The sequence below is a fragment of the Mycobacterium pseudokansasii genome, assembly GCF_900566075.1.
GTDB lineage: Bacteria > Actinomycetota > Actinomycetes > Mycobacteriales > Mycobacteriaceae > Mycobacterium > Mycobacterium pseudokansasii.
The window spans coordinates 3,199,550-3,223,116 of the sequence record NZ_UPHU01000001.1; the positions used below are offsets into that span (position 1 = coordinate 3,199,550).

Consider the following 23,567-nt stretch of genomic DNA (forward strand, 5'->3'; position numbering starts at 1 on the left):
ACCGTGTCCGACCATTCAACGTTCGCCAATCGCCACATCGGGCTGGATCACGACGCCATCACGACGATGCTGGCGGTCATCGGTGTCGACACGCTCGACGACTTGGCGGCCAAGGCGGTTCCTGCCGGCATCCTCGACACCCTCACCGACGCCGGTGCCGCACCGGGCCTGGATCAGCTGCCGCCGGCCGCCAGCGAGGCCGAGGCGCTGGCCGAGCTGCGGGCGCTGGCCGACGCCAACACCGTCGCGGTGTCGATGATCGGGCAGGGCTACTACGACACGTTCACCCCTCCCGTGCTGCTGCGCAACATCATGGAGAATCCGGCCTGGTATACGGCCTACACGCCCTACCAACCCGAGATCAGTCAGGGGCGCCTGGAAGCGCTGCTCAATTTCCAGACGATGATCACCGATCTCACCGGCCTCGAGATCGCCAACGCGTCGATGCTCGACGAGGGCACCGCTGCCGCCGAAGCCATGACGCTGATGCACCGCGCCACCCGCAGCCGGTCGAACCGGCTGGCCGTCGACGTCGATGTGTTCACTCAAACCGCCGCCGTATTGGCCACCCGCGCCAAGCCGTTGGGCATCGAGATCGTCACCGCCGATCTGCGCAATGGTCTTCCGGCGGGGGAGTTGTTCGGCGTTATCGCCCAGCTGCCCGGGGCCAGTGGCCGGATCACCGACTGGACCGCTCTGGTGGAGCAGGCCCATGACCGTGGCGCGCTGGCGGCTATCGGCGCCGACCTGTTGGCGCTAACGCTGATCACCCCGCCTGGTGAGATCGGCGCCGACGTCGCGTTCGGAACCACCCAACGGTTCGGGGTGCCAATGGGATTCGGCGGTCCGCATGCGGGATATCTGTCCGTGCACGCCAAGCATGCCCGGCAGTTGCCCGGACGCCTAGTGGGGGTGTCCGTCGACGGTGACGGTAATCCGGCCTATCGGCTGGCGCTGCAAACCCGCGAGCAGCACATCCGCCGCGACAAGGCAACCAGCAATATCTGCACCGCGCAGGTTCTGCTGGCGGTGATGGCCGCGATGTACGCCAGCTACCACGGCGCCGGCGGGCTGACCGCCATCGCGCGGCGGGTGCATGCCCATGCCGAAACCATCGCCGCTGCCCTCGGCGATGCGGTGGTGCACGACCGGTTTTTCGACACCGTGCTGGCTCGAGTGCCCGGACGTGCCAACCAGGTGTTGGCCGCGGCCAAGGCCAACGGCATCAACGTGTGGCGGGTCGACGCCGACCACGTGTCGGTGGCCTGCGACGAAACCACCACCGACGAGCACGTGGCCGCGGTGCTGCAGGCCTTCGGGGTCGAGCCTGCCGAGCCGGTGTGCGCGGGGATCGCCAACCGCACCTCGGAGTTCCTGACCCACTCGGCGTTCACGCAATACCACACCGAAACCGCGATGATGCGCTACCTACGCACACTGGCGGACAAAGATATCGCCTTGGACCGCAGCATGATTCCGCTCGGCTCATGCACGATGAAGCTCAACGCCGCCACGGAGATGGAGTCGATCACCTGGCCGGAGTTCGGGCGCCAGCATCCCTTTGCACCGGCGTCGGACACACCCGGGTTACGTCGGCTCATCGCTGACCTGGAAAGCTGGCTGGTCGCGATCACCGGCTACGACGCGGTCTCCTTGCAGCCCAACGCGGGCTCGCAGGGGGAGTACGCCGGTCTGCTGGCGATCCACGACTACCACGCCAGCCGCGGCGAGTCGCACCGCGACATCTGCCTGATCCCGTCGAGCGCGCACGGTACCAACGCCGCCTCGGCCGCGCTGGCCGGAATGAAGGTCGTAGTTGTCCGGTGCCACGACGAGGCTAGTCGGGCTGGCGACGTCGACCTCGACGATCTGCGCGCCAAGGTGAGCGACCATGCGAACCGATTGTCGGCCCTGATGATCACCTACCCGTCCACGCACGGCGTCTACGAACACGACATCGCCGACATCTGCGCGGCGGTGCACGACGCCGGCGGCCAGGTGTATGTCGACGGGGCGAATCTCAACGCGCTGGTCGGCCTGGCCCGGCCCGGCAAGTTCGGCGGCGACGTCAGCCACCTGAACCTGCACAAGACGTTCTGCATTCCGCACGGCGGCGGCGGCCCGGGAGTGGGACCTGTCGCGGTGCGCTCGCATCTGGCCCCGTTCCTACCGGGCCACCCGTTCGCACCTGAATTGCCGCCGGGACATCCGGTGTCGTCGGCGCCCTATGGCTCGGCGTCGATCCTGCCGATCACCTGGGCCTACATCCGGATGATGGGCGCCGGCGGCCTGCGGGCGGCATCGCTGAACGCGATCGCGTCGGCCAACTACATTGCTCGGCGCCTCGACGAGTATTTCCCGGTGCTCTACACCGGCGAGAACGGCATGGTCGCCCACGAATGCATCCTGGACCTGCGCGGCATCACCAAGGCAACCGGAGTCACGGTCGACGACGTAGCAAAACGGTTGGCGGACTATGGTTTCCACGCGCCGACAATGAGCTTCCCGGTGGCCGGAACGCTGATGGTGGAACCGACCGAGAGTGAGAGTCTGGCCGAGGTCGACGCATTCTGCGAAGCCATGATCGGCATCCGCGCCGAGATCGACCGCGTCGGGGCCGGCCAGTGGCCCGTGGACGACAATCCGTTGCGGGGCGCCCCTCATACCGCCGAGTGCCTGCTGGTGGCCGACTGGGACCATCCGTACACCCGGGAAGAGGCCGCCTATCCGCTCGGCACCACGTTCCGGCCCAAGGTCTGGCCGCCGGTGCGCCGCATCGACGGCGCCTACGGCGACCGCAACCTGGTCTGCTCATGTCCTCCGGTGGAGGCGTTTGCCTAGCCTAGCCCGAGCTGAGCCTGAGGTCTGAGCCGAAACGGTCGATTATCGCGGCGGCGATCTCCTGCGGCGCGTCTTCTTGAATGAAGTGCTTGGCGTTGGGCAACTCGACGAGGACATGATCGGGGAATGTGGCGCGCATCCGTGGCAGGCATGGGCCGGGCCGGAACGCGAAATCTTTCATACCCCAAACGAACAGTGCGGGTTTGGCGCCGAGTTTGATCGGCACGTCGCGGGCCAGCCGCGCCAGTAACGGGTGGGCGGCCAGTATTTCCCGGGGCATCCTCGCCACTCCCGGCCGGTCCGCGGGGCTGGCCTGCACGGCCCGGTAATGCTCCATCACCGCAGGGCCGGGGCGGTGCTCGGTCCCGGCCGGAATCAACCGCTCCACAAAGAAATTGCGCTGCGTAATCGCGTACTGCAGCGGGGGACTGGACATCACCCTGCTGAACATCTTCATCGTCAGGGTGTCCGCCGGCCAGAACCACGTGTTGCCCAGCACGACTCCGCGGACCCGCTCGGCGCGGTCCACGGATACCGCCATGCCGATCGGACCACCCCAGTCCTGACCCATCGCAAGGTAACCGTCGAGGCCGAGGTGGTCGACGAATTCACCGACCACCCGCGCGTGGTCATCGATCCGGTAGCCGAACGACGCGGGGCGCTCCGACAGGCCGAAACCGAGATAATCCGGTGCGATACAACGGAACCGGTCCCGCAGCGCCACGATGATGTTGCGGTACAGGAAGCTCCAGGTCGGGTTGCCGTGGCACAGCAGGAGCGGTGGCCCGTCTACCTCGTCGACGTAGTGCATACGCCCGTGCGAGCTTTCGAACCAGCGCGACTGGAACGGATACAGCTGGGGATCCGGGGTGAAAACCGGGTTGAACTGCGGGCTCATTACGCTCCTTTGGTCGTTCACGATGGTATGTCGGAAGGGTGACATCACCGAGTGTTCGAGCCTGGCGTGACGGCGGTCGCTGGCTGTACACCGCCGCGGGCAAGGTGTTCGTACGGTCAGGGCCGGGCAACGCGCCGACCGTGTTGCTGTTGCACGGCTATCCGTCCAGTTCATTCGACTTTCGGGAGGTCATTCCGCACCTGGCCGGTCAGGCCTGGGTGACGATGGATTTCCTCGGTTTCGGTTTGTCCGACAAGCCTCGCCCGCACCACTACAGCCTGCTGGAACAGGCCGACCTGGTGCAGGCCGTGGTTGCCCGAACCACCAGCGGCCCGGTGGTGGTGCTGGCGCACGACATGGGCACGTCGGTGACCACCGAACTGCTCGCCCGGGACCTGGACGGACGCCTGCCGTTCGACCTGCGCCGCGCAGTGCTGAGCAACGGCAGCGTGATCTTGGAGCGGGCCAGTCTGCGGCCGATCCAGAAGGTGCTGCGCGGCCCGCTGGGGCCCGTCGCCGCCCGATTGGTCACCCGCGGCGGCTTCCGGCGTAGTTTTGGCACACTGTTTTCCGCGGGGCACCCGCTGTCGGACGGGGAAGCCGAGGCCCAGTGGGAGCTATTGTCCTACCACGACGGTCATCGGATACCTCACCTGCTGATCGGCTATCTCGAAGAGCGGGTGCGGTATGCGACACGCTGGCACGGTGCCGTACGCGACTGGCCCAAACCGCTGGGGTTTGTCTGGGGACTTGCCGATCCGGTGGCAACGCCCAACGTGCTCAACGGATTACGGGACCTGCGCCCGCGTGCCGCCGTCGTCGAACTGCCCGGCTTGGGCCACTATCCGCAGCTGGAGGATCCCCGGGCGTATGCCGGGGCGGCGTTGTCATTGCTGGTGGACTCAGCTTAGAAAGATGCTGAGTGCGGTCGCGAGGTCGGGGCCGGCCGACGTCGCCAGGTTCTGGTAACTGCCACCGCTGAGTTGTGCGACGGCTTCCCAGGTTGACCGGTCCGCGTCGGCGCCGAAATCGATGATGTTGACGGCGACGGGTTTGGCCGGGTCGGCGCTGGTGCGGATGAAGTCCTGCAGTCCCGGCCCGTCGAGGGTTTGGTCGGTGTGCGGCCCCCCGGTGATCACCAGGATCGAATTGGCTTGACCGGCACGGAAGTTGGCTTGCACCTCCTGGTAGATCATGCGCAGCGTGGTGAACGACACCGCGCCGCCGTTCGACGAGTACTGCTTGTCCAGCGCGGCGATCAGTGCCGCTGAGCGGGGCTGGCCGTTGACGGAGTCGGCCAGCGGTCCCGTCGGCACCTCGCTGCGACCCTCGTGGCCGTCGAATGTCCACAAGCCGATCACCGCGCTTGGCGGTAGCGTCTTCAGTCGGCTTTGAAGCGCCGCGACAACGTTGGCCAGACGCGTCTTGCCGCCATCGTCGGTGGGCATCGACTGGTCGAGCATGATGGTCGCGGCCACGCCGATCGACGGTGTGGCCATGGTGTCGGCCAGGGTGGCGCGCATTCCGTCGTCACCGATCGACAGCGGGGCGGGCAGCGCCGCGAAACTCATGACCGGGCTGCTCGGCGGCTTGACGCCGTTGACCCGGAAGCCGGCTTTGGCCAGCTTCGCGAGTTGATCGGGCTTTTGCAGGTAACGGGCGAAGGCGCTGGCCGCCGTGGTCTGCTCCTGCGATAGCCACGAGCCGTTGAGCAGTACCGCCGGGTAGTCGGCGATCGCAACCGGCCCGGGCGGCAGCCAGGAGCTCAACATCTTCTTTGCGTCCGACAGTGACTGGGCACGCTGGAACAACTGCTGCTCGGTGGTGACCACTGCGTGCACCGGCGCCGCCGCGGCGTCGCCGGATTTGACGAGCGTGTTCATCGCCTCGGTCAAGGACTCGTCGGCCAGCTTGGGCTGGGCGGCCATCAACGTGCGAACTGCGCCGCTTCCGGCGGTCGGCGGTGCTCCCGGCGGCGCCGATGCGGCCGCAATCGCCTCGCCGGCCAAGAATGCGGCATCCCCGTTACCGGCGACGGGCATTGCCAGACGCAGCGAACCCCAGGACGGCAGGTTCAACGCGGCCATCGAGTTCGGGTTGGCCTGCAGCTGCGGTAGGGCTGCCCAGTTCTGGTTTGACAGCGGCTGCTGCAGCTCGGGGCGGATAGCGAGCAGCACTGGTGAGGTAGCCAGTGAACGGCTGTCGCTGATGGTCTGCTTACCGGTGGCCGCGGACAGGCGCGCTGCAGAGACGGAGCTGCCGGGTATCCACAGTCCGGGCTGGCCGCCCAGTTCGGATGGCCATCTACCGATGAAACCAGCGATGACGGCGTCGGAATCGGCGGCCTTGACGGCCACCGTCACGCACTTGTCCCCGACCGGGCCAGCCGACGCGTTGTAGCTGTCGGCGAATTCCTTGACCCGCTCGGCGATCGTCGGGTCGGCGATGACGGCGACGGTGTCCTTGCCGCCCACACAGCGCGCTGCGGCAGTGCGGGAGCGGTGGTACAACGCGTCACCGAAGAAGCGCCACACAATCACCCCGGCTACCACCACCACGACCGCGACGAGGGCCACGACCACGCCGATGCTGACCCCGCGCCATCCGTCTGCGCTGCGGTGGCCGCCCTGCCAGTTGCCCAGGCCTCGATGGCCGGCGGCGCGGAATGGTGGTGGCGGGGGAGCTGCCTGCGATTCGGGACCCGGCGACTCCTCACCTGCCAAGCCCGAACCGAAGTCGGGGTATTCATCTGGGCCGCGGGCCGGATAATCGGCGGCATGGTCATCCGCGCCGGCGTATGGAGCCCCGTCGGAAAGATCGCCTTCACTCCAATAGGCCCGATCGGCGTAGCCACTGCCGCCGGGAGGTTCGACGGCCGACGGCTCAGCAGACCCGGGATACCCGACGTCTGAATGTCTGCCACCACCGGGCCGATCGGCAAACTGATCGCCCCGGTCTAGCTGCTCCGCGGCGTATTCGTCAGGCGGTTCGTCAGCGGAATCCTCAGGGTCGGGCAAACTGTGCCTACCCATGTGGTGTCAGCGTCCTCTCCGTCGAAAATTGCCCAGCGTCGACCAGGGATAAGCCAGGGGCTGTTTCCAGTGGGTCCTGATGGTCACCCGCGCCGCGCCTTGAGTTCCCGACGACGGCGATGCAGGATCGGCTCGGTGTAACCGTTGGGCTGCTGCGCCCCGGACAGGATCAGGTCCTGAGCGGCCAAGAACGCGATGCTGTCATCGAAATCCGGCGCCATCGGGTGGTATGCGGGGTCACCGGCGTTCTGCTTGTCCACCAGTGGCGCCATCCGCTCCAGGCTGGCCCGCACGTCTTCGCTGGTGATCACGCCGTGTCGCAGCCAGTTGGCCAGCAGCTGACTGGAGATCCGCAGGGTGGCGCGGTCCTCCATGAGCGCCACGTTGTGGATGTCGGGCACCTTCGAACAGCCCACGCCCTGGTCGATCCAGCGCACCACGTAGCCGAGGATGGACTGGCAGTTGTTGTCCAGTTCCTCGCGGATCTCCTCGGGCGCCCAGGCCAGCTCCTTGGCCAGCGGAATGGTCAGCAGCTGATCGATGGTGGTGCGGGTCTTGCCCTGAAGTTCCTTCTGCACGGCGAACACATCCACTTGGTGGTAGTGCATCGCGTGCAGGGTGGCCGCCGTCGGGGAAGGCACCCAAGCGGTGGTGGCGCCGGCCTTGGGCTGGGCGATCTTCTGCTCGACCATGTCGGCCATCAGCTCGGTCATCGCCCACATGCCCTTGCCGATCTGAGCCTTGCCGGTGAAGCCCGCGGCGAGCCCGATGTCGACGTTGGCGTCCTCGTAGGCCTTGATCCAAGCGGTGTTCTTCATCGCACCTTTGCGGATCATCGGACCGGCTTCCATCGACGTGTGAATCTCATCGCCGGTGCGGTCCAGAAACCCGGTGTTGATGAAGACGACTCGATCGGCTGCTGCCTTGATACACGCCTTGAGGTTCACGGTGGTGCGGCGTTCTTCGTCCATGATGCCGACCTTCATGGTGCCTTGCGGCAACCCCAGCACGTCTTCCACTCGGCTGAACAGCTCGCAGGTGAAGGCCACCTCGGCCGGCCCGTGCATCTTGGGCTTGACGATGTAGATGGAGCCGGTTCGGCTATTGGTCAAGGGGCCGTTAGCCTCGCCCGCCCTGAGCCCATGGATCGCGATCAGGCCGGTGAGCAGGGCATCCATGATCCCTTCGAACACCTCTTTGTCGTCACCACTGCCGTCGCTGACAACGATCGCGTCGTTGGTCATCAGGTGACCGACGTTCCGGACGAATAGCAGGCTGCGGCCGGGCAGGGTCAGCTCGCCGCCGTCGGGTGTGGTGTAGGTGCGGTCCTGGTTGAGTACCCGGGTGAAGGTCTTACCGTCCTTGGTGACCTCCTCGGCCAGGTCACCCTTGTTCAGGCCGAGCCAGTTGCGGTACCCGAGCACTTTGTCGTCCGCGTCGACGGCGGCCACCGAATCCTCGAAGTCCATGATCGTGGTCACGGCCGACTCCAGAACCACGTCCTTGACCCCCGCGCGGTCGGTGGCGCCAATCGGCGACTCCGGGTCGATCAGGATCTCGATATGCAACCCGTGGTTGACCAGCAGCACCGAAGTCGGAGCCTCGGCCGCGCCGGTATACCCGGCGAACTGGCCGGGGTCGGCCAGTCCTGACGACGAGTCACCCAGGGAAACCACCAGTCGGCCGTCTTCCACCGTAAAGCCCGTGGCATCGGCGTAGGAGCCCCCGGACAGCGCCACGCTGTCGTCGAGGAACTTGCGTGCGTAGGCGATCACCTTGTCGCCGCGAGCCTTGTTGTAGCTGGTGCCCTTTTCGGCGCCGTCGCTTTCCGGGATGACGTCGGTGCCGTACAGCGCGTCGTACAGCGAGCCCCAACGAGCGTTGGCCGCATTCAACGCGAAGCGCGCGTTGAGTATGGGCACCACCAGTTGCGGGCCGGCGGTCGTGGTGATCTCGTCGTCAACCCCTGAGGTGGTGATGGTGAAATCCTCGGGTTCTTGCAGCAGATATCCGATGTCGGTGAGGAATTGCCGGTAAGCCTCGGGGTCCAGCGGCTCGATCACCCGGTGCCGATGCCACTTGTCGATCTGGGCCTGCAGCTCGTCTCTGATCTTGAGCAATTCCTGGTTCTGCGGGGTGAGGTCGGTGACCACTTTGTCGACGCCGGCCCAGAAGCTGTCCGGGTCCAGTCCGGTGCCGGGCAGGGCCTCGTTGTTCACGAAGTCGTAGAGCACTCGAGCGACGCGCAGGTTCGCCGCCGACACGCGGTCTGTCATGGTTCTCCTCCAAAATTGGCCGGTTCTCGGCGGTACTTGCCGGTACTTGGTCCCCATTGGCTTCTCACTGGCTACGGCCCTCAGCCTACCGATCGGCAGCCTGGCGAGCCTATCCGGCCAACCGCAAGGGCAGGTCACGGCGCGCCCAAAGCCCGGCCGCCGGTAGGCGGCTGGCCACACCGACTGGGCTCTGGCAACGCATTTTCGCGCTGCCTGAGCGCAATGGGCGCCTCGGCCGCCGATCGTCCCGGGCCCATGTAGCGGTACCGGTCAACCGGGCTGGTCAGTCGTGGTTTCGCTGGTCGCGCATGGTGCCGACCAAGTCTTCGACCAGATCCTCGAGCGCCACCATCCCGACCACGGTGCCGCCGTCGGAAGTTACCAAAGCCAGGTGACTGTTGCTGCGACGCATCCGTGACAAGGCATCGGCCAGCGGCAGCGCCGTGGGAACTTGCGGCAGCGGGCGCACCATGTCCGCCTTGATCACGGTGAGGGCGTCTTCGCCCAGCGCCAACACGTCCTTGATGTGCACGTACCCGATGAACGCGCCGCGATCTACCACCGGGAACCGCGAGAAGCCGGTCTGCGCCAGCGCTTGTTCGACCGCGCCGACCGTTGGGCCCGATCCCACCGCCGCCACCGGCACGGACCGAATGTCGGGCACCGGAACCGCGACATCGGCGACGACCCGGGTGCGGATCCGCAGTGCGCGCGTCAGCCTGGTGTGCTCCTCGGGGTCCAGCAAACCTTCAGAAACCGATTCGGCGATCATCTCCGAAAGCTCCACCGTGGAAACCGTGATGTCGAGTTCATCTTTGGGCTCCACCCCGAGCGCACGCAGTATCGCGTTGGCGACCTTGTTGTACAAGACGATGACCGGACGCGCGGCGCGCACGTAGGGCAGGTAGATCGGGACCAGCAACATCGCCGTCCGCTCCGGGCCGGCTAGCGCGATGTTTTTCGGCACCATCTCACCGAGCAGCACGTGCAGCGTCACCACAATGGCCAGCGCCACCACGAAGGACAACGTGTGCAGCAACCGCGGATGCATTCCGGCCAGCCCGAACGACGTCTGCAGCAACTCGGCCACCGCCGGCTCACCGATGCGTCCGAGCAGCAGCGAGGACACCGTGACGCCCAGCTGGGCACCGGCCAGCATCGAGGGGAGCCGTTCGCCGGCCCGGATGACGGTGACCGCACTCGTCCGGCCCTGCTCGGCCAACGCTTCCAAGCGGTCACGACGGGCCGAGATCAGCGCGAACTCCGCGCCGACGAAAAACGCGTTGGCGCCGATCAGCAGGATCGCCAACACCACGGCCAGCACGGGGTTCATCGCCCACCCCGCCTTGCGCCGTGTTCATGGTGCCCGTCCGTGTGACCCCGCAGTTCGGTCAGTTCGAGCAGGTCGATCCGGCGGCCGTCCATCTGCACCACCCTGGCCCGCCAGCACACCGACTCATCCGGCAGGCGGTCGACGTCCAACGCGGGAAGGTCGACCGACTCGCCGGCCACCGGGATGTGTCCGAGCTCTCGCAGGACCAACCCACCGATCGTCTCGTAGGGGCCCTCCGGCGCGCGGTAGCCGGTGGCGACCGCCACCTCGTCGATGCGAAGCAGACCCGATACCCGCCATCCGGTACCGGCCGCGATTACATCGGGTGTCGCGTCGTCGTGTTCATCGCGGACGTCGCCGACGATTTCTTCGATCAGGTCCTCCAGGGTGACCATGCCCGCAGTGCCGCCGTACTCGTCGACAACCATCACGGTCTGCAACGGATTGGCACGAATCTCGGCCATCACCGCATCGCCGTCCAGTGTCGACGGCACCACCGCAACCGGCTGGGCGACGGTGGTCAGCCGGGTGTGCGGGCGATCGGCAGACGCGACTTCGAAAGCCTGCTTGACGTGCACGATGCCGACCGTTTCGTCGAGGTCACCGCGGACAATCGGGAACCGCGAGAAACCGGATGCCGCGACGGCAGCGACCATGTCGGCGATGGTGTCATCGGTCTGCAGCGCCACGATCTTCGATCGCGGCGTCATCAGTTCCTCTGCTGTCCGGGCACCGAACTGCAGGGACCTGCGCATCAGCAATGCGGTCGCGTCGTCGAGCGAGCCGCGGCGAGCCGAGGCGCGCACCAGCGACACCAGCTCCTGCGGCGTTCGCGCTGAGCGCAGTTCCTCGGCCGGCTCGATCCCGAGTTGACGCATGATCCAGTTCGCCGCTCCGTTGGTCAACCGGATCGCCGGCGTGAACAGCACCGAGAACAACCATTGAGGCAGCACCACGGCGCGTGCGGTGCGCAGCGGCCGGGCTACCGCCAGGTACTTGGGGACCAGTTCGCCGAACACCATCGACAGCGACGTCACCAGCACCAGCGCCAAAAACGCCGTGACCGCGTCGGACATCCGGTCCGAGATTCCGACCGCGGTCAGCGCCGGATGCGGGAGGTCGGCTACCAGGGGTTCGGTCAGGTAACCCGTCACCAGCGTGGTGATCGAGATACCCAACTGCGCACCGGACAGCTGGAATGACAGCCGGCGATGCGTGCGCTGGATGAACCGGTCGCGGGTGCCGCCACCGCGGGCGTTCGCATCGACGGTGCTGCGGTCCAATGCGGTCAGCGAGAATTCCGCCGCGACGAACACCGCGGTGCCGAAGGTCAGCGCCAAGATGGCGACGATGCTGACGGCGGTGCCGACGAACATCATCGGCGGCCCGGTGGTCGTGATGTCGCCGCAGCCGGCGCCGACGCCGGGCGTGACCTGCCCCCGAAGCCAACGGCTCCGACGGGTGCCTGCGGCACGTCATCCCTTTCGCTCGATCCCGCGGTGCTGCATTGCGAGACGGAAGTCCATATCGTAGCGAAACAGTTCGGCACGAATCAGTCCCCGCCGCCGGTGATCGCACTCACCAGCCGGTGGGCAGCGGATGGCCTTCGGCGAAGCCGGCCGCCGACTGAACACCGATTACCGCACGCTCATGCAACTCCGCCAGGTTGGCGGCGCCGACATAGGTGCAGGTGCTTCGCACGCCGGAGGTGATGTGGTCGATCAGGTCCTCGACACCGCCGCGATCAGGGTCGAGCCCCATCCGCGACGTCGAGATACCTTCATCGAACAGGGCCTTTCGGGCGCGGTCGAATGCGCTGTCGGTGGTGGTCCGGGCGACCACCGCCCGCTTGGATGCCATGCCGTAGCTCTCCTTGTACGGCTGGTCCTCGCGGTCTCGCATCAGGTCGCCCGGAGACTCGTAGGTGCCGGCGAACCACGATCCGATCATCACGTTCGACGCACCGGCCGCCAGCGCCAGCGCGACGTCGCGCGGATGGCGGATTCCGCCGTCGGCCCACACATGGCCACCGAGTTGCCTTGCCGCGGCGGCACATTCGACCACGGCGGAGAACTGCGGGCGGCCGACGCCGGTCATCATCCGAGTCGTGCACATGGCGCCGGGGCCGACGCCAACCTTGACGATGCTCGCTCCGGCGCCCAGCAGCTCGCGGGTTCCCTCGGCCGAAACCACGTTGCCCGCCGCCAGCGGCACACCCAGCTTCAGCGACGATACGGCCCTGATCGCATCAAGCGCTTTGAGCTGGTGTCCGTGCGCGGTGTCGATCACCAGCACATCAACACCTGCTTCGGCGAGGGCAAGGACCTTGGCGGCCACGTCGCCGGTGATGCCGAGGGCCGCGCCGATCCGTAGTCGGCGTTGGCCGTCAGTGGCGGGCGTGTAAATGCCGGCGCGGATCGCGCCGGTGCGGGTCAGCACTCCCGCCAATGTCCCGTCGGCGCTGGTGAGCACCGCAACATCGATGGGGGCGTGCTCCAACAGATCGAAGATCTTGCGCGGCTCGGTGCCCGCCGGAGCGGTCACGAAGTCCGATGCGGCGATGTCGCGCACCCGGGTGAAGCGATCCACGCCCAGGCAGGACGATTCGCTGACCAAACCGATGGGGCGGCCCTCGAGGACGACCACGGCGACCCCGTGCGCGCGCTTGTGGATCAACGCCATTGCGTCGGATACCGAATCGTCGGGCGCCAGCGTCACCGGCGTGTCAAGCACCAGGTCACGGCTCTTGACGAAGTGCACGGTCTGCTGCACTGCCGGGACGGGCAGGTCCTGCGGCAGGATCACGATGCCGCCGCGGCGAGCCACGGTCTCGGCCATCCGCCGCCCGGCAACCGCCGTCATGTTGGCGACAACCACGGGAATTGTGGTTCCCGAACCATCGACGGTGGATAGATCCACGTCGAACCGCGACGCCACCTCCGAGCGGTTCGGCATGATGAACACGTCGTCGTACGTCAGGTCGTATCCGGGTCTGCGCCCGTCCAGAAACCTCATGGCTCGCCCTCTGGTTGAGTCCTTACACCCGGCTAAGCGGGCACTTCGCGGCGGTCTGCGCCCCACAGGGTGTGGAACTTGCCCGGTCCGTCGATCCGCCCGTAGGTGTGTGCGCCGAAGAAGTCGCGCTGGGCCTGGGTGAGTGCGGCAGGCAGCCGCTCGGTGCGCAGCGCGTCGTAGTACGACAGGGCCGACGAGAACCCTGGCGTGGGAATACCCAGCTGCACCGCTGTGGACACCACGCGCCGCCAACTGTCGATAGCCGACTCAACCGCGCTGCGGAAATACGGGGCGACGAGCAAGCTGGCCAGGTTGGGTTCGGCGTCGAACGCTTCCTTGATGCGGTTGAGGAATTTGGCCCGGATGATGCAGCCGCCCCGCCAGATGGTCGCCAGATCGCCGGGTGAGATGTTCCAGCCGTATTCGGTGCTGCCGGCCTGGATCTGGTTGAAGCCCTGCGCGTAGGCCACGATCTTGGAGGCGTACAAGGCCCGGCGGACGTTCTCGGTGAACGTGTCGGGATCGGCGGGCTGGTCGCCAAGCCGCCCGGAGGCCAGCCCGCGGGCCGCCGTACGCTGCTCCACTGATCCCGATAGCGCACGGGCGAACACCGCCTCCGCGATGCCGGTCACGGGCACCCCCAGATCCAGGGCGGACTTGACCGTCCAGCGCCCGGTGCCTTTCTGTTCGGCACGGTCGAGGATCACGTCGACGAGCGGTTTACCGGTCTTGGCGTCGTAGTGCCGCAACACCTCGGCGGTGATCTCGACCAGATAGCTGTCCAGGTCGCCTTTGTTCCACTCGGTGAACACCTCGGCGATCTGCGGTGCGCTCAGGCCCAGCCCGTCACGCAACAGCTGGTAAGCCTCGCCGATCAGCTGCATGTCGGAATACTCGATGCCGTTGTGCACCATCTTGACGAAGTGCCCGGAGCCGTCAGGGCCGATATGGGTACAGCACGGCACCCCATCGACGTGTGCCGAGATCTCCTCGAGCAGCGGGCCCAGCGATTCGTACGACTCGACGGGCCCGCCGGGCATGATCGACGGCCCGTGCAGCGCGCCCTCTTCGCCGCCGGAGATCCCGGCGCCGACGAAGTGCAGGCCGCGCTCCCGCATCGCCTTTTCCCGCCGAATAGTGTCGGTGTAGAGCGCATTGCCGCCGTCGATGATGATGTCGCCGGGTTCCATGGCGTCGGCGAGCTCGTTGATCACAGCGTCGGTGGGATCACCGGCTTTGACCATGATCAGCACCCGGCGCGGGGTTTGCAGCGCGGCCAGAAACTCCGGAATCGTTTCGCTGCGCACGAACTTGCCTTCGGACCCGTGCTCTTTCAGCAGCGCATCGGTCTTGGCGATCGACCGATTGTGCAGCGCCACGGTGTAGCCGTGCCGGGCGAAGTTGCGGGCGATGTTCGAACCCATCACCGCCAGGCCGGTGACGCCGATCTGCGCGGTGGCGGTGCTCGATTCCGAGGAACTCATGTGCTGCCTTTCGGTCGGGCCTGTCAGGTTTGCAAACTCTTGCCGGAGCTGTCCGGCAAGGCTGGTCGGACACACTGTGGCACAGTGGCGTCGCGGTCTCGCAAGGTTGGGCCTGTGTCAGACGCCCAACAGCCGCTGCAGCTCGGTGAGCCACGGGACGGCCAGCGCGACGGTGGGCACGACCAGCACCGCGGCCGCGGCCAGATACGCGGTCACGGACAGCGCCCGGCTGTTGCCGCGCCCGGCCAGCCGCCGCACCCGCACCACCGTGCTGGGGCCTCCGGCGGCCAGGGCACCCGACGGCGCTGCGGAGGAGGCGCAGGCGACCAGCGCCCGGGCCAGCGCCGCGCGCCCGGCGGCGCGCACCGCGGCGTCGTCGGCGAGCAGTTCGACCAGTAGCTGCACGGCACGTAGCGCATTGGCGCTGCGGACGAGCCGCGGAAACGCCGCGTGTACGGCGGTGAATGCTTCCAGGACCAGGTCGTGGCGGGCCCGCAGATGCGCCCGCTCGTGGGTGAGGATTGCAGCGACTTCCTTGTGGGTGAGCGTGGTCAACGTTCCCTCGCTGACCACCACCCGGCTGCGGACGCCGGGCAGGCAATAGGCAAGCGGTTGCGCGACGTTGAGCACGCGCAGATCGCGGGTTCGCGCGCAAGGCTCGGCCAGCGCGGCGCCGTGCCCTACTCCAACGAGATCGACGACCATGCGGTGATGGGCGCGACGGCGCCGAGTCGCGACGGCCACCCGCACTATCGCAACCATCAGCCGGATCCCGACCAGCACAGTCAGCGCGAAGACGGTGATATATGCCGCCCACAACGGCCAGCCGAGCCGGATTCGGGCGTCAAGGACACCGGCCGTAGGCCGCCCATCAGCGCCGGGCATGAGCAGCCGGCTGGCGATGGCGAGGCCAGCGCTGAACGCCGAAAGCGCTGCGGCCAGGGCTATCGCTTGCCATAGCACCATCGCGGCGCGCGGGGCGCGTAGCGGCCACGTCGCACGTGCCAACAAGGCTGGTGTCGGGCCAGCCAACAGCACCGCGAGGATGGTGAAGGCCAGCGCGGACACGCTGCTAGTCTCTCTCAGTCCTCCACCGCAGCGCCAGCAGATGGGGGAATGCGCTGAGCCGCTTCCAATTCGGCAAGGGCGCGACGAAGTGCGTCGGCCTCGTCCGCACCGACACGCTCGACGAAGTGCACCAGGGCGGCCTGCCTGCTGCCGGAGTCCTCGGCCTGGGCCAGCGCATCGACCATCAGACCGGCGACCAACTCGTCGCGGCCGTGCACGGGTGCGTAGCGGTGGGCCCGATCGTCGCGGATTTGCGAGACCAGGTTCTTTTTCGCCAACCGTTGCAGCACGGTCATGACGGTGGTGTAGGCAAGGTCACGTCGCGCCGACAACGCTGCGTGGACCTGGCGGACGGTCTGGGGCTCCGGCGTGGACCACAGGTGGTCCATCACTGCACGTTCCAGATCCCCCAACCGCGTCAGCTTGGCCATAGTTCGTTCTCTCCCTGAGCGTTGCACCCAGCGTACTCCGGTTTACTACCGACTGTCGTATCCAGCCGGTCCCGAAGCCACCGAGTCATCGGTAATCGCCGGCTGCGAGTTCGACACCCTTCGAACCCTTAGCCAACTCTCTACATTCGATGCTTGCAGAATTAGGGCAGCCTTGCCTATCCTAAGTGTGGTCGAGCACAACATGACCGTGCCGGAGTCCTGAGGGCTGCAGCGACCCCCGGTCTACTCGATCGGCGAGCCCCGTGCTGTGTGCGCGGGGCTCGCCCGCTGTTCGGCCCCGGGGCGATCACTGGCGCCGGCAGACCTGCGGGAACCGGCCAATACCGATGGTGTAGACACATGAACGTGCCATCTGACCCGGACCCGGACACAGGTGTCAGCCCGCCGACGTTCACCGCGCCGTTCGACCATCAACTGGGTCTGCAGTTCACCGAGCTCAGCCCTGACGGCGCACGCGCGCAGCTGAAGGTCAAACCCGAGCTGTTGCAGCCGATGGGCATCGTGCACGGCGGTGTGTACTGCTCGATGATCGAGAGCATGGCCAGCGTGGCGGCGTTCACCTGGCTCAGTACCCGTGGCGGTGGGGGCGTGGTCGGCGTCAACAACAACACCGATTTTCTGCATGCCATCACGTCGGGGATGGTGTACGGCGCCGCCGAACCATTGCATCGCGGCCGGCGTCAACAGCTGTGGTTGGTCGTCATCACCGACGAGACCGATCGGGTGGTGGCCCGGGGTCAGGTACGGCTGCAGAATCTGGAGCCGTCGCCAGACTCCTGACCCCAACGTCGCCGCGGTGTCGACGGGTTGGGGTGACTGCTCGGCACACCGAGCGCGGTCCGGAGTTTCACCGTCGATTGATTTCGCACCCCGGGCATTGCCGGCCCCTCTGTGACTGCCCGATCGATCTCGGGCCGCGGAATCGCCGTCAGCGTGCGGGGCGTCGCTGTTGGCGTAGGCCCGGCTGAACACCATGTACAGGATGCCGAGACTGATGATCACCCCCGACATCAGCAGCACGACGTAGTTGTCGTACCAGGGCGCCTCGGGTGTCCGCGGCCAGCACACGTTGGCAATCGCCGCGACGCCATAGACCAGGGCGCCGATGTTGACGGGCATTCCCCAGCGGCCCAGCCGGTACTTGCCGGACGGCGCCCAGCCCTTCAGTCTGGCGCGCAGGGCCGCCAGCACGACCATCTGGAACCCGAGGTAGACCGATTTAGTGTGCCGGCGCGCCACATTTCCCGCACTCACCGTCTTGTCGCTCTCCGGGTACGGCTCGTCCGGGCGGCCCTTTCGGCGCGCCGCACTTCACCGTACCTACCCGGCCGGCCGCCGCGACGGACTTCAAGCTGAAAGACAGCTGTGAATGTGGCTCCCCCGCGCACCACGGCTGGGCCCATGGCAGGATCGGAGGCCATGCGTCTGACGCCGCATGAGCAAGAGCGACTTCTGTTGTCCTACGCCGCCGAGTTGGCCCGCCGCCGTCGGGGCCGCGGTTTGCGCCTCAATCACCCCGAAGCCGTCGCAGTGATCACCGACCACATCCTGGAAGGCGCGCGGGATGGCCGCACCGTTGCCGAACTGATGGCGAGCGGCTGCGATGTGCTACGCCGCGACGACGTGATGGAGGGAGTACCGGAGATGATCAAGGACGTGCAAGTGGAAGCAACATTCCCGGACGGCACCAAGTTGGTCACCGTCCATCACCCGATCACATGATTCCCGGCGAAATCCTTTACGGCACCGGCGACATCGACATCAACGCGGGCGCGCAGCGGCTGGAGATGCAGGTCGTCAACACCGGTGACCGCCCGGTACAGGTCGGCAGCCACGTCCATCTTCCGCAGGCCAATGCGGCGCTGTCGTTCGATCGCGCGGCGGCCCATGGTTACCGGTTGGACATCCCGGCGGCCACCGCGGTCCGCTTCGAGCCGGGCGTTTCCCGGACTGTCCGACTGGTTCCGCTGCGCGGGCGGCGAGAGGTCCACGGGCTGACACTGGATCCGCCGGGAAGGCTCGACCCTTCATGATGCGGTTGACCCGGGAGCGCTACGCGCAACTGTACGGTCCTACCACCGGTGACCGGATCAGACTGGCCGACACCGATGTACTGGTCGAAATCAGCGAAGACCGCTGCGGTGGGCCGGAACTGGCCGGCGACGAGGCAGTGTTCGGTGGCGGCAAGGTCTTACGCGAGTCGATGGGTCAGGGGCGCGCGACCCGGGCCGAGGGCGCGCCCGACACCATCATCACCGGTGCAGTGATTATCGACTATTGGGGAATCATCAAGGCCGACATCGGGATTCGTGACGGCCGCGTCGTCGCGATCGGCAAGGCAGGCAATCCCGACACCATGTCGGGTGTCCATCCGGATCTGGTCGTCGGACCCTCCACCGAGGTCATCGGCGGCAACGGACGCATCCTTACCGCCGGCGCCATCGACTGCCACGTGCACTTGATCTGCCCGCAGCTGATACCCGTAGCGCTCGGCGCCGGCATCACCACCATCATCGGCGGCGGAACCGGGCCGGCCGAAGGCACCAAGGCCACTACCGTCACCCCCGGAGCATGGCATTTGGCCCGGATGCTGGAATCACTGGATTCGTGGCCGGTGAACTTTGCCCTGCTCGGCAAGGGAAACACCGTCAGCCACGAGGGGTTGTGGGAGCAATTGCGTGGGGGCGCATCGGGTTTCAAATTGCACGAGGACTGGGGATCCACACCCGCGGCCATCGACACCTGCCTAACCGTTGCCGATGCCGCCGGGGTTCAGGTGGCGCTGCACACCGACACCCTCAACGAGATGGGATTCGTCGAAAACACCATTGCCGCCATAGCCGGCCGTTCGATCCACACGTACCACACCGAGGGCGCCGGTGGCGGCCACGCACCCGACATCATGAGAGTGGCCGGGCAGCCAAATGTGCTGCCCAGTTCCACCAATCCGACTCGTCCGCACACGGTGAACACGCTCGACGAGCATCTGGACATGCTGATGGTCTGTCATCACCTCAACCCCTCGGTACCCGAAGATCTGGCCTTTGCCGAAAGCCGGATCCGCCCGTCCACCATGGCCGCCGAAGATCTGCTCCACGACATGGGGGCGATCTCGATGATCGGCAGTGACTCCCAGGCCATGGGCCGCATCGGCGAGGTGGTGCTGCGCACCTGGCAGACCGCCCACGTGATGAAGCGCCGTCGGGGCGCGCTACCCGGCGATGGCCCGGCCGACAACAACCGGGCACGTCGCTACGTCGCCAAATACACCATCTGTCCGGCCGTCGCACACGGCATGGATCACGAGGTCGGCTCGATCGAGGTGGGCAAGCTCGCCGACCTGGTGCTATGGGAGCCCGCATTTTTCGGGGTTCGCCCGGACCTGGTACTCAAGGGCGGCGCGATCGCCTGGGCCGCGATGGGTGACGCCAACGCCTCGATACCGACGCCGCAACCGGTGCTGCCCCGACCGATGTTCGGTGCCGCCCCGGCTGCGGCGACGGCAACTTCCGTGCACTTCGTGGCGCCGGCATCGATCGATGCGGGATTGGCCGATCGACTCGCCGTCAACCGGCGGCTGGTTCCGGTGGCCGATGTCCGCGCCGTCGGCAAGACCGACTTGCCCCTCAACGACGCGCTGCCCAGCATCGAAATCGATCCCGACACCTTCACCGTACGTATCGACGGGCAGGTGTGGCAGGAGCAGCCGGCCACGGAACTTCCCATGGCGCAACGGTATTTCTTATTCTAGTGGCCTTTAGTGACCCTCCGGTGACCTCGCTTGCAGTGCTCCTCGCCCTGGCCGACTCGCGGCTACCCACCGGTGCTCATGTGCACTCCGGTGGTATCGAAGAGGCCATCACCAGCGGCCTGGTAACCGATCTGGGCACCCTGGGAGCATTCCTGACCCGGCGGATCCGCAGCCACGGACTGGTCACGGCGTCGATCGCGGCGGCGGTGCACCGGGGCGAGCTGGAGCCCGCGGACGCCGACCGCGAAACCGACGCCCGCACACCGGCTCCCGCGGCCAGGCAGGCCTCACGCAGCCAGGGCCGTGGGCTGGCTCGGTTGGCCCGAGCGGTCTGGCCAGAAGCCGGCTGGGACGACCTCGGCCTGCGGCCGCATCTGGCGGTGGCGGCGGGCCGCATCGGGGCGGTCAGCGGGCTGACCCCTGAGCACAGTGCGCTGCACATCGTCTACACCACCATGACCGGTTCGGCCACCGCCGCCCAGCGACTGCTGGCGCTGGATCCCGCCGACGTCGCAGTCCTGACCTTCCGGCTGTCGCACTTGTGCGAACACACCGCCGCCGAAGCCACCGCCGGGCTGGCCGACTTGTCCGATCCGCTGCTCGACACGCTGGCGCAACGTCATGCCGAACGCGAGCGACCCTTGTTCGCCTCCTGAAAGGTAAACCGTGCCAACACATTCCCACTCACACGCCCCCAACCCGCGGCCACGACGGGTCCGTCAACCGGGGGAGCCGTTGCGCATCGGCATCGGCGGTCCGGTCGGCTCCGGCAAGACCGCGCTCGTGGCGGCGCTGTGCCGGCAGTTGCGCGACGAGCTGTCCCTGGCCGTGCTGACCAACGACATCTACACCACCGAGGACGCCGATTTCCTGCGCAAGCATGCGGTGCTGCCCGACGACCGGATTGCGGCCGTGCAGACCGGCGGGTGCCCGCACACCGCGATCCGGGACGACATCACCGCCAACCTGGATGCGATTGACGACTTGATCGCCGCTCACGACCCGCTCGACCTGATCCTGGTCGAGTCCGGGGGCGACAACCTCACGGCCACCTTTTCTTCTGGCCTGGTGGATGTGCAGATCTTCGTCGTCGATGTGGCCGGCGGCGACAAGGTGCCGCGCAAGGGCGGGCCGGGGGTCACCTACTCGGATCTGTTGGTAGTCAATAAGACTGATCTGGCCCCGCTGGTAGGTGCCGACCTGCAGGTCATGTCCCGCGACGCCGACGCGGTTCGCGACGGCCGGCCGACGGTGCTGCAGTCGTTGACCGAGGACCCGGCCGCCACCGCGGTGCTGGCCTGGGTTCGTGCCCAACTGGCAGCGGCTGATGCACTCTGAGGTCCTGCTGGTCGCAGCCCGGAACCGGTTGCCGCGCATCCAATCCCGCGGTGGCATCACGGCTCGTTGCACCGCGCCCGACACCGTATACCTGGTGTCGGCGGCCGCAAACCCGCTCGGTGGCGACATCATCGACATTCGGGTGGTCGTCGAACAGGGTGCTCGGCTGCGGCTGCGCAGCGCAGCCGGCACGGTGGCATTACCCGGTGCCGAAACACCGGTGTCCCAAGCTCATTGGGATATCGAGGTGACTGGCACGCTGGATGTGGACCTGGAGCCGACGGTCGTCGCCGCCGCGGCCCGGCACCTGTCGACCGTTGCCCTGCGGCTGCACGACGGGTGCGAGGTCCGCTTCCGCGAACGCGTTCAGATCGGTAGATACGGTGAAAGCGATGGGTTTTGGACAGGCTCGCTGCGCGCCGACCGGGATGGCCACCCGATGCTGCGACACCGGGTGGAATTGGGCGCCGGATCGCTGGCCGACGACGTCATTTCGGCACCACGGGCGACTATCAACGAACTGCGTTATCCCGCAGTGCCATGCACTGCCGACATACCCGGTGCGTCGACCATCCTGACGTTGGCTGGCGGCGGGACACTGAGCACCTGGCAGGGTGACCGGTTACCGGTCAGCTTGCCCGACGGGCCGCCGGCCGGTGCGCCTCGGCCGCCAGGACCGCCAGCTGCTCAAGCCGGGTGCGCGCGAACGCCTGCTGTTCGGTAATGGTCAGCTGGCCTCGGCGAGTGCTCAGGAAGGTCACAGTCCAGGACAGCAGCGTACTGACCTTGGTCTTGAACCCAACCAGGTAGACCAAGTGCAACACCAGCCAGGCGAACCAGGCGATGAGGCCGCTGAACTCCACCGGACCGACCTTGGCTACCGCGGAAAACCGCGACACCGTGGCCATGGATCCCTTGTCGAAGTACTGGAAGGGTTCGCGCTGCGTCGGGTCGGCCCCGGCGAGTTCGGCTTTGATCGTGCCGGCCGCGTACTTGGCGCCCTGGATGGCGCCCTGCGCCACCCCGGGCACACCCTCGACCGCTGCCATATCGCCGATGACGAAGACGTTCGGGTGCCCGGGGATCGTCAGATCCGGCAGCACCTTGACCCGGCCGGCGCGGTCGAGTTCGACCTCCGACTGCTCGGCGAGATCGCGGCCCAGCGCGCTGGCCGAGACGCCGGCGGACCACACCTTGCACTGCGACTCGATGCGCCGGACGGTGCCGTCGGAGTCTTTGACGGTGATGCCGTTGCGGTCGACGTCGGTGACCATGGCCCCCAGCTGGATCTCCACCCCCATCTTTTCCAGCCGGGCGGCCGCGCGCCGACCAAGCTTTTCGCCGAATGGCGGCAACACGGCCGGGGCGGCGTCGAGCAGGATCACCCGCGCCCTGGTCGAATCGATGTGCCGGAACGAACCCTTCAACGTGTGGCTGGCCAATTCAGCGATCTGCCCGGCCATTTCGACACCGGTGGGGCCGGCGCCGATGACGGTGAACGTCAGCAGCTTGGCCCGTCGTTCCGGATCGCGGGACCGTTCGGCCTGTTCGAACGCGCTCAAGATCCGTCCCCGCACCTCGAGCGCATCATCGATGGATTTCATGCCCGGTGCGAACTCGGCGAAGTGGTCGTTGCCGAAGTAGGACTGGCCGGCCCCCGCGGCGACGATCATGCTGTCGTACGGGGTTTCGTAGGTGTGGCCGAGTAAGTCGGACACGACGAATTGCCCGGCCAGATCGATATGAGTGACATCCCCCAGCAGCACCTGGACGTTGCGCTGCCGGCGGAGCACGACCCGAGTCGGCGGCGCGATGTCACCCTCGGACACGATGCCCGTCGCAACCTGATAGAGCAGCGGCTGAAACAGGTGGTGAGTGGTACGGGCAATCAACTTGATGTCGACGTCGGCACGCTTGAGCTTCTTTGCCGCATTGAGGCCGCCGAACCCAGATCCGATGATCACGACCCGATGCCGACGACGTGTTTCAGCTGTGGGATCGGGCTGGGTGCTCATGTTCCGCTACTCCTGAGGGGTCTCCTTGACCGGTGAACCGCAGTTAGCTACTACGGTAGTCAAG

General features: G+C 66.9%; 19 protein-coding genes and 1 riboswitch. Of the genes, 9 read left to right on the top strand and 10 right to left on the bottom strand.

All coding sequences use genetic code 11. From position 1 onward, the window contains the following. Positions 1–3 precede the first annotated feature (3 nt). Positions 4–2,841 (top strand): aminomethyl-transferring glycine dehydrogenase, encoded by a 2,838-nt coding sequence (gcvP, locus tag EET10_RS14490; protein WP_036403070.1) that lies wholly within the window; start codon positions 4–6, stop codon positions 2,839–2,841. A gap of 1 nt (position 2,842) precedes the next feature. Here gcvP and EET10_RS14495 read toward each other — a convergent pair whose 3' ends face one another. Continuing rightward, a complete protein-coding gene (locus EET10_RS14495) occupies positions 2,843–3,739 on the bottom strand; it encodes a haloalkane dehalogenase (RefSeq protein WP_122502245.1) in 897 nt (298 codons plus the stop codon). Between the two features lie 38 nt (positions 3,740–3,777). Here EET10_RS14495 and EET10_RS14500 point away from each other — a divergent pair, with 38 nt between their 5' ends. Further along, a complete protein-coding gene (locus tag EET10_RS14500) occupies positions 3,778–4,650 on the top strand; it encodes an alpha/beta fold hydrolase (RefSeq protein WP_036403065.1) in 873 nt (290 codons plus the stop codon). Here the strand turns inward: EET10_RS14500 and EET10_RS14505 are convergent. The 8 genes from EET10_RS14505 to EET10_RS14540 form a co-directional block, all read right to left on the bottom strand. Further along, entirely contained in the window at positions 4,642–6,771 is a 2,130-nt protein-coding gene (locus EET10_RS14505; RefSeq protein WP_036403063.1) for a substrate-binding domain-containing protein, read from the bottom strand. The genes EET10_RS14500 and EET10_RS14505 overlap by 9 nt on opposite strands. 83 nt (positions 6,772–6,854) lie before the next feature. After that, entirely contained in the window at positions 6,855–9,047 is a 2,193-nt protein-coding gene (locus EET10_RS14510) for a malate synthase G (protein ID WP_122502246.1), read from the bottom strand. A 283-nt stretch (positions 9,048–9,330) separates the two neighbouring features. Next, complete coding sequence (locus EET10_RS14515) at positions 9,331–10,380, bottom strand: hemolysin family protein (protein WP_036403061.1); 1,050 nt, start codon at positions 10,378–10,380, stop codon at positions 9,331–9,333. Then, positions 10,377–11,759, bottom strand: coding sequence for a hemolysin family protein (locus tag EET10_RS14520; RefSeq protein ID WP_063467859.1), 1,383 nt, complete (start codon positions 11,757–11,759; stop codon positions 10,377–10,379). Before EET10_RS14520 ends, EET10_RS14515 begins: the two co-directional genes overlap by 4 nt. A 199-nt stretch (positions 11,760–11,958) precedes the next feature. Beyond that, positions 11,959–13,395 (bottom strand): GuaB1 family IMP dehydrogenase-related protein, encoded by a 1,437-nt coding sequence (locus tag EET10_RS14525; protein WP_122502247.1) that lies wholly within the window; start codon positions 13,393–13,395, stop codon positions 11,959–11,961. Positions 13,396–13,427: 32 nt separating this feature from the next. Then, positions 13,428–14,879, bottom strand: coding sequence for an NADP-dependent phosphogluconate dehydrogenase (gndA, locus tag EET10_RS14530; RefSeq protein ID WP_036403054.1), 1,452 nt, complete (start codon positions 14,877–14,879; stop codon positions 13,428–13,430). 117 nt (positions 14,880–14,996) lie between these two features. Next, a complete protein-coding gene (locus EET10_RS14535) occupies positions 14,997–15,947 on the bottom strand; it encodes a M56 family metallopeptidase (RefSeq protein WP_036403052.1) in 951 nt (316 codons plus the stop codon). Between the two features lie 14 nt (positions 15,948–15,961). Continuing rightward, positions 15,962–16,378 (bottom strand): BlaI/MecI/CopY family transcriptional regulator, encoded by a 417-nt coding sequence (locus tag EET10_RS14540; protein ID WP_036403049.1) that lies wholly within the window; start codon positions 16,376–16,378, stop codon positions 15,962–15,964. A gap of 360 nt (positions 16,379–16,738) precedes the next feature. Here EET10_RS14540 and EET10_RS14545 point away from each other — a divergent pair, with 360 nt between their 5' ends. The 7 genes from EET10_RS14545 (at position 16,739) to EET10_RS14580 (ending at position 22,212) form a co-directional block, all read left to right on the top strand. Next, the gene (locus EET10_RS14545; RefSeq protein WP_036403047.1) at positions 16,739–17,179 is read left to right on the top strand and encodes a PaaI family thioesterase; all 441 of its coding nucleotides are present in this window, start codon (positions 16,739–16,741) and stop codon (positions 17,177–17,179) included. A 468-nt stretch (positions 17,180–17,647) separates the two neighbouring features. Next, positions 17,648–17,705: riboswitch (guanidine-III (ykkC-III) riboswitch) on the bottom strand. A gap of 113 nt (positions 17,706–17,818) precedes the next feature. Continuing rightward, entirely contained in the window at positions 17,819–18,121 is a 303-nt protein-coding gene (locus EET10_RS14555) for an urease subunit gamma (protein ID WP_036403040.1), read from the top strand. Beyond that, on the top strand, positions 18,118–18,432 hold the full coding sequence (locus EET10_RS14560) for an urease subunit beta (protein WP_036403037.1): 315 nt from the start codon (positions 18,118–18,120) through the stop codon (positions 18,430–18,432). The genes EET10_RS14555 and EET10_RS14560 overlap by 4 nt, the downstream gene beginning before the upstream one ends. Continuing rightward, entirely contained in the window at positions 18,429–20,150 is a 1,722-nt protein-coding gene (locus tag EET10_RS14565; protein ID WP_036403034.1) for an urease subunit alpha, read from the top strand. The genes EET10_RS14560 and EET10_RS14565 overlap by 4 nt, the downstream gene beginning before the upstream one ends. Positions 20,151–20,170: 20 nt before the next feature. Beyond that, entirely contained in the window at positions 20,171–20,806 is a 636-nt protein-coding gene (locus EET10_RS14570; protein ID WP_036403031.1) for an urease accessory protein UreF, read from the top strand. Positions 20,807–20,816: 10 nt separating this feature from the next. Next, positions 20,817–21,488, top strand: coding sequence for an urease accessory protein UreG (gene ureG, locus EET10_RS14575; protein WP_063467861.1), 672 nt, complete (start codon positions 20,817–20,819; stop codon positions 21,486–21,488). Beyond that, positions 21,478–22,212: an urease accessory protein UreD gene (locus tag EET10_RS14580; protein WP_082273260.1), complete on the top strand. Its 735-nt coding sequence runs from the start codon at positions 21,478–21,480 to the stop codon at positions 22,210–22,212. Before ureG ends, EET10_RS14580 begins: the two co-directional genes overlap by 11 nt. Here the strand turns inward: EET10_RS14580 and EET10_RS14585 are convergent. Next, on the bottom strand, positions 22,118–23,503 hold the full coding sequence (locus EET10_RS14585) for an NAD(P)/FAD-dependent oxidoreductase (protein ID WP_063467863.1): 1,386 nt from the start codon (positions 23,501–23,503) through the stop codon (positions 22,118–22,120). The two genes, EET10_RS14580 and EET10_RS14585, sit on opposite strands and share 95 nt — an antisense overlap. Positions 23,504–23,567 lie beyond the last annotated feature (64 nt).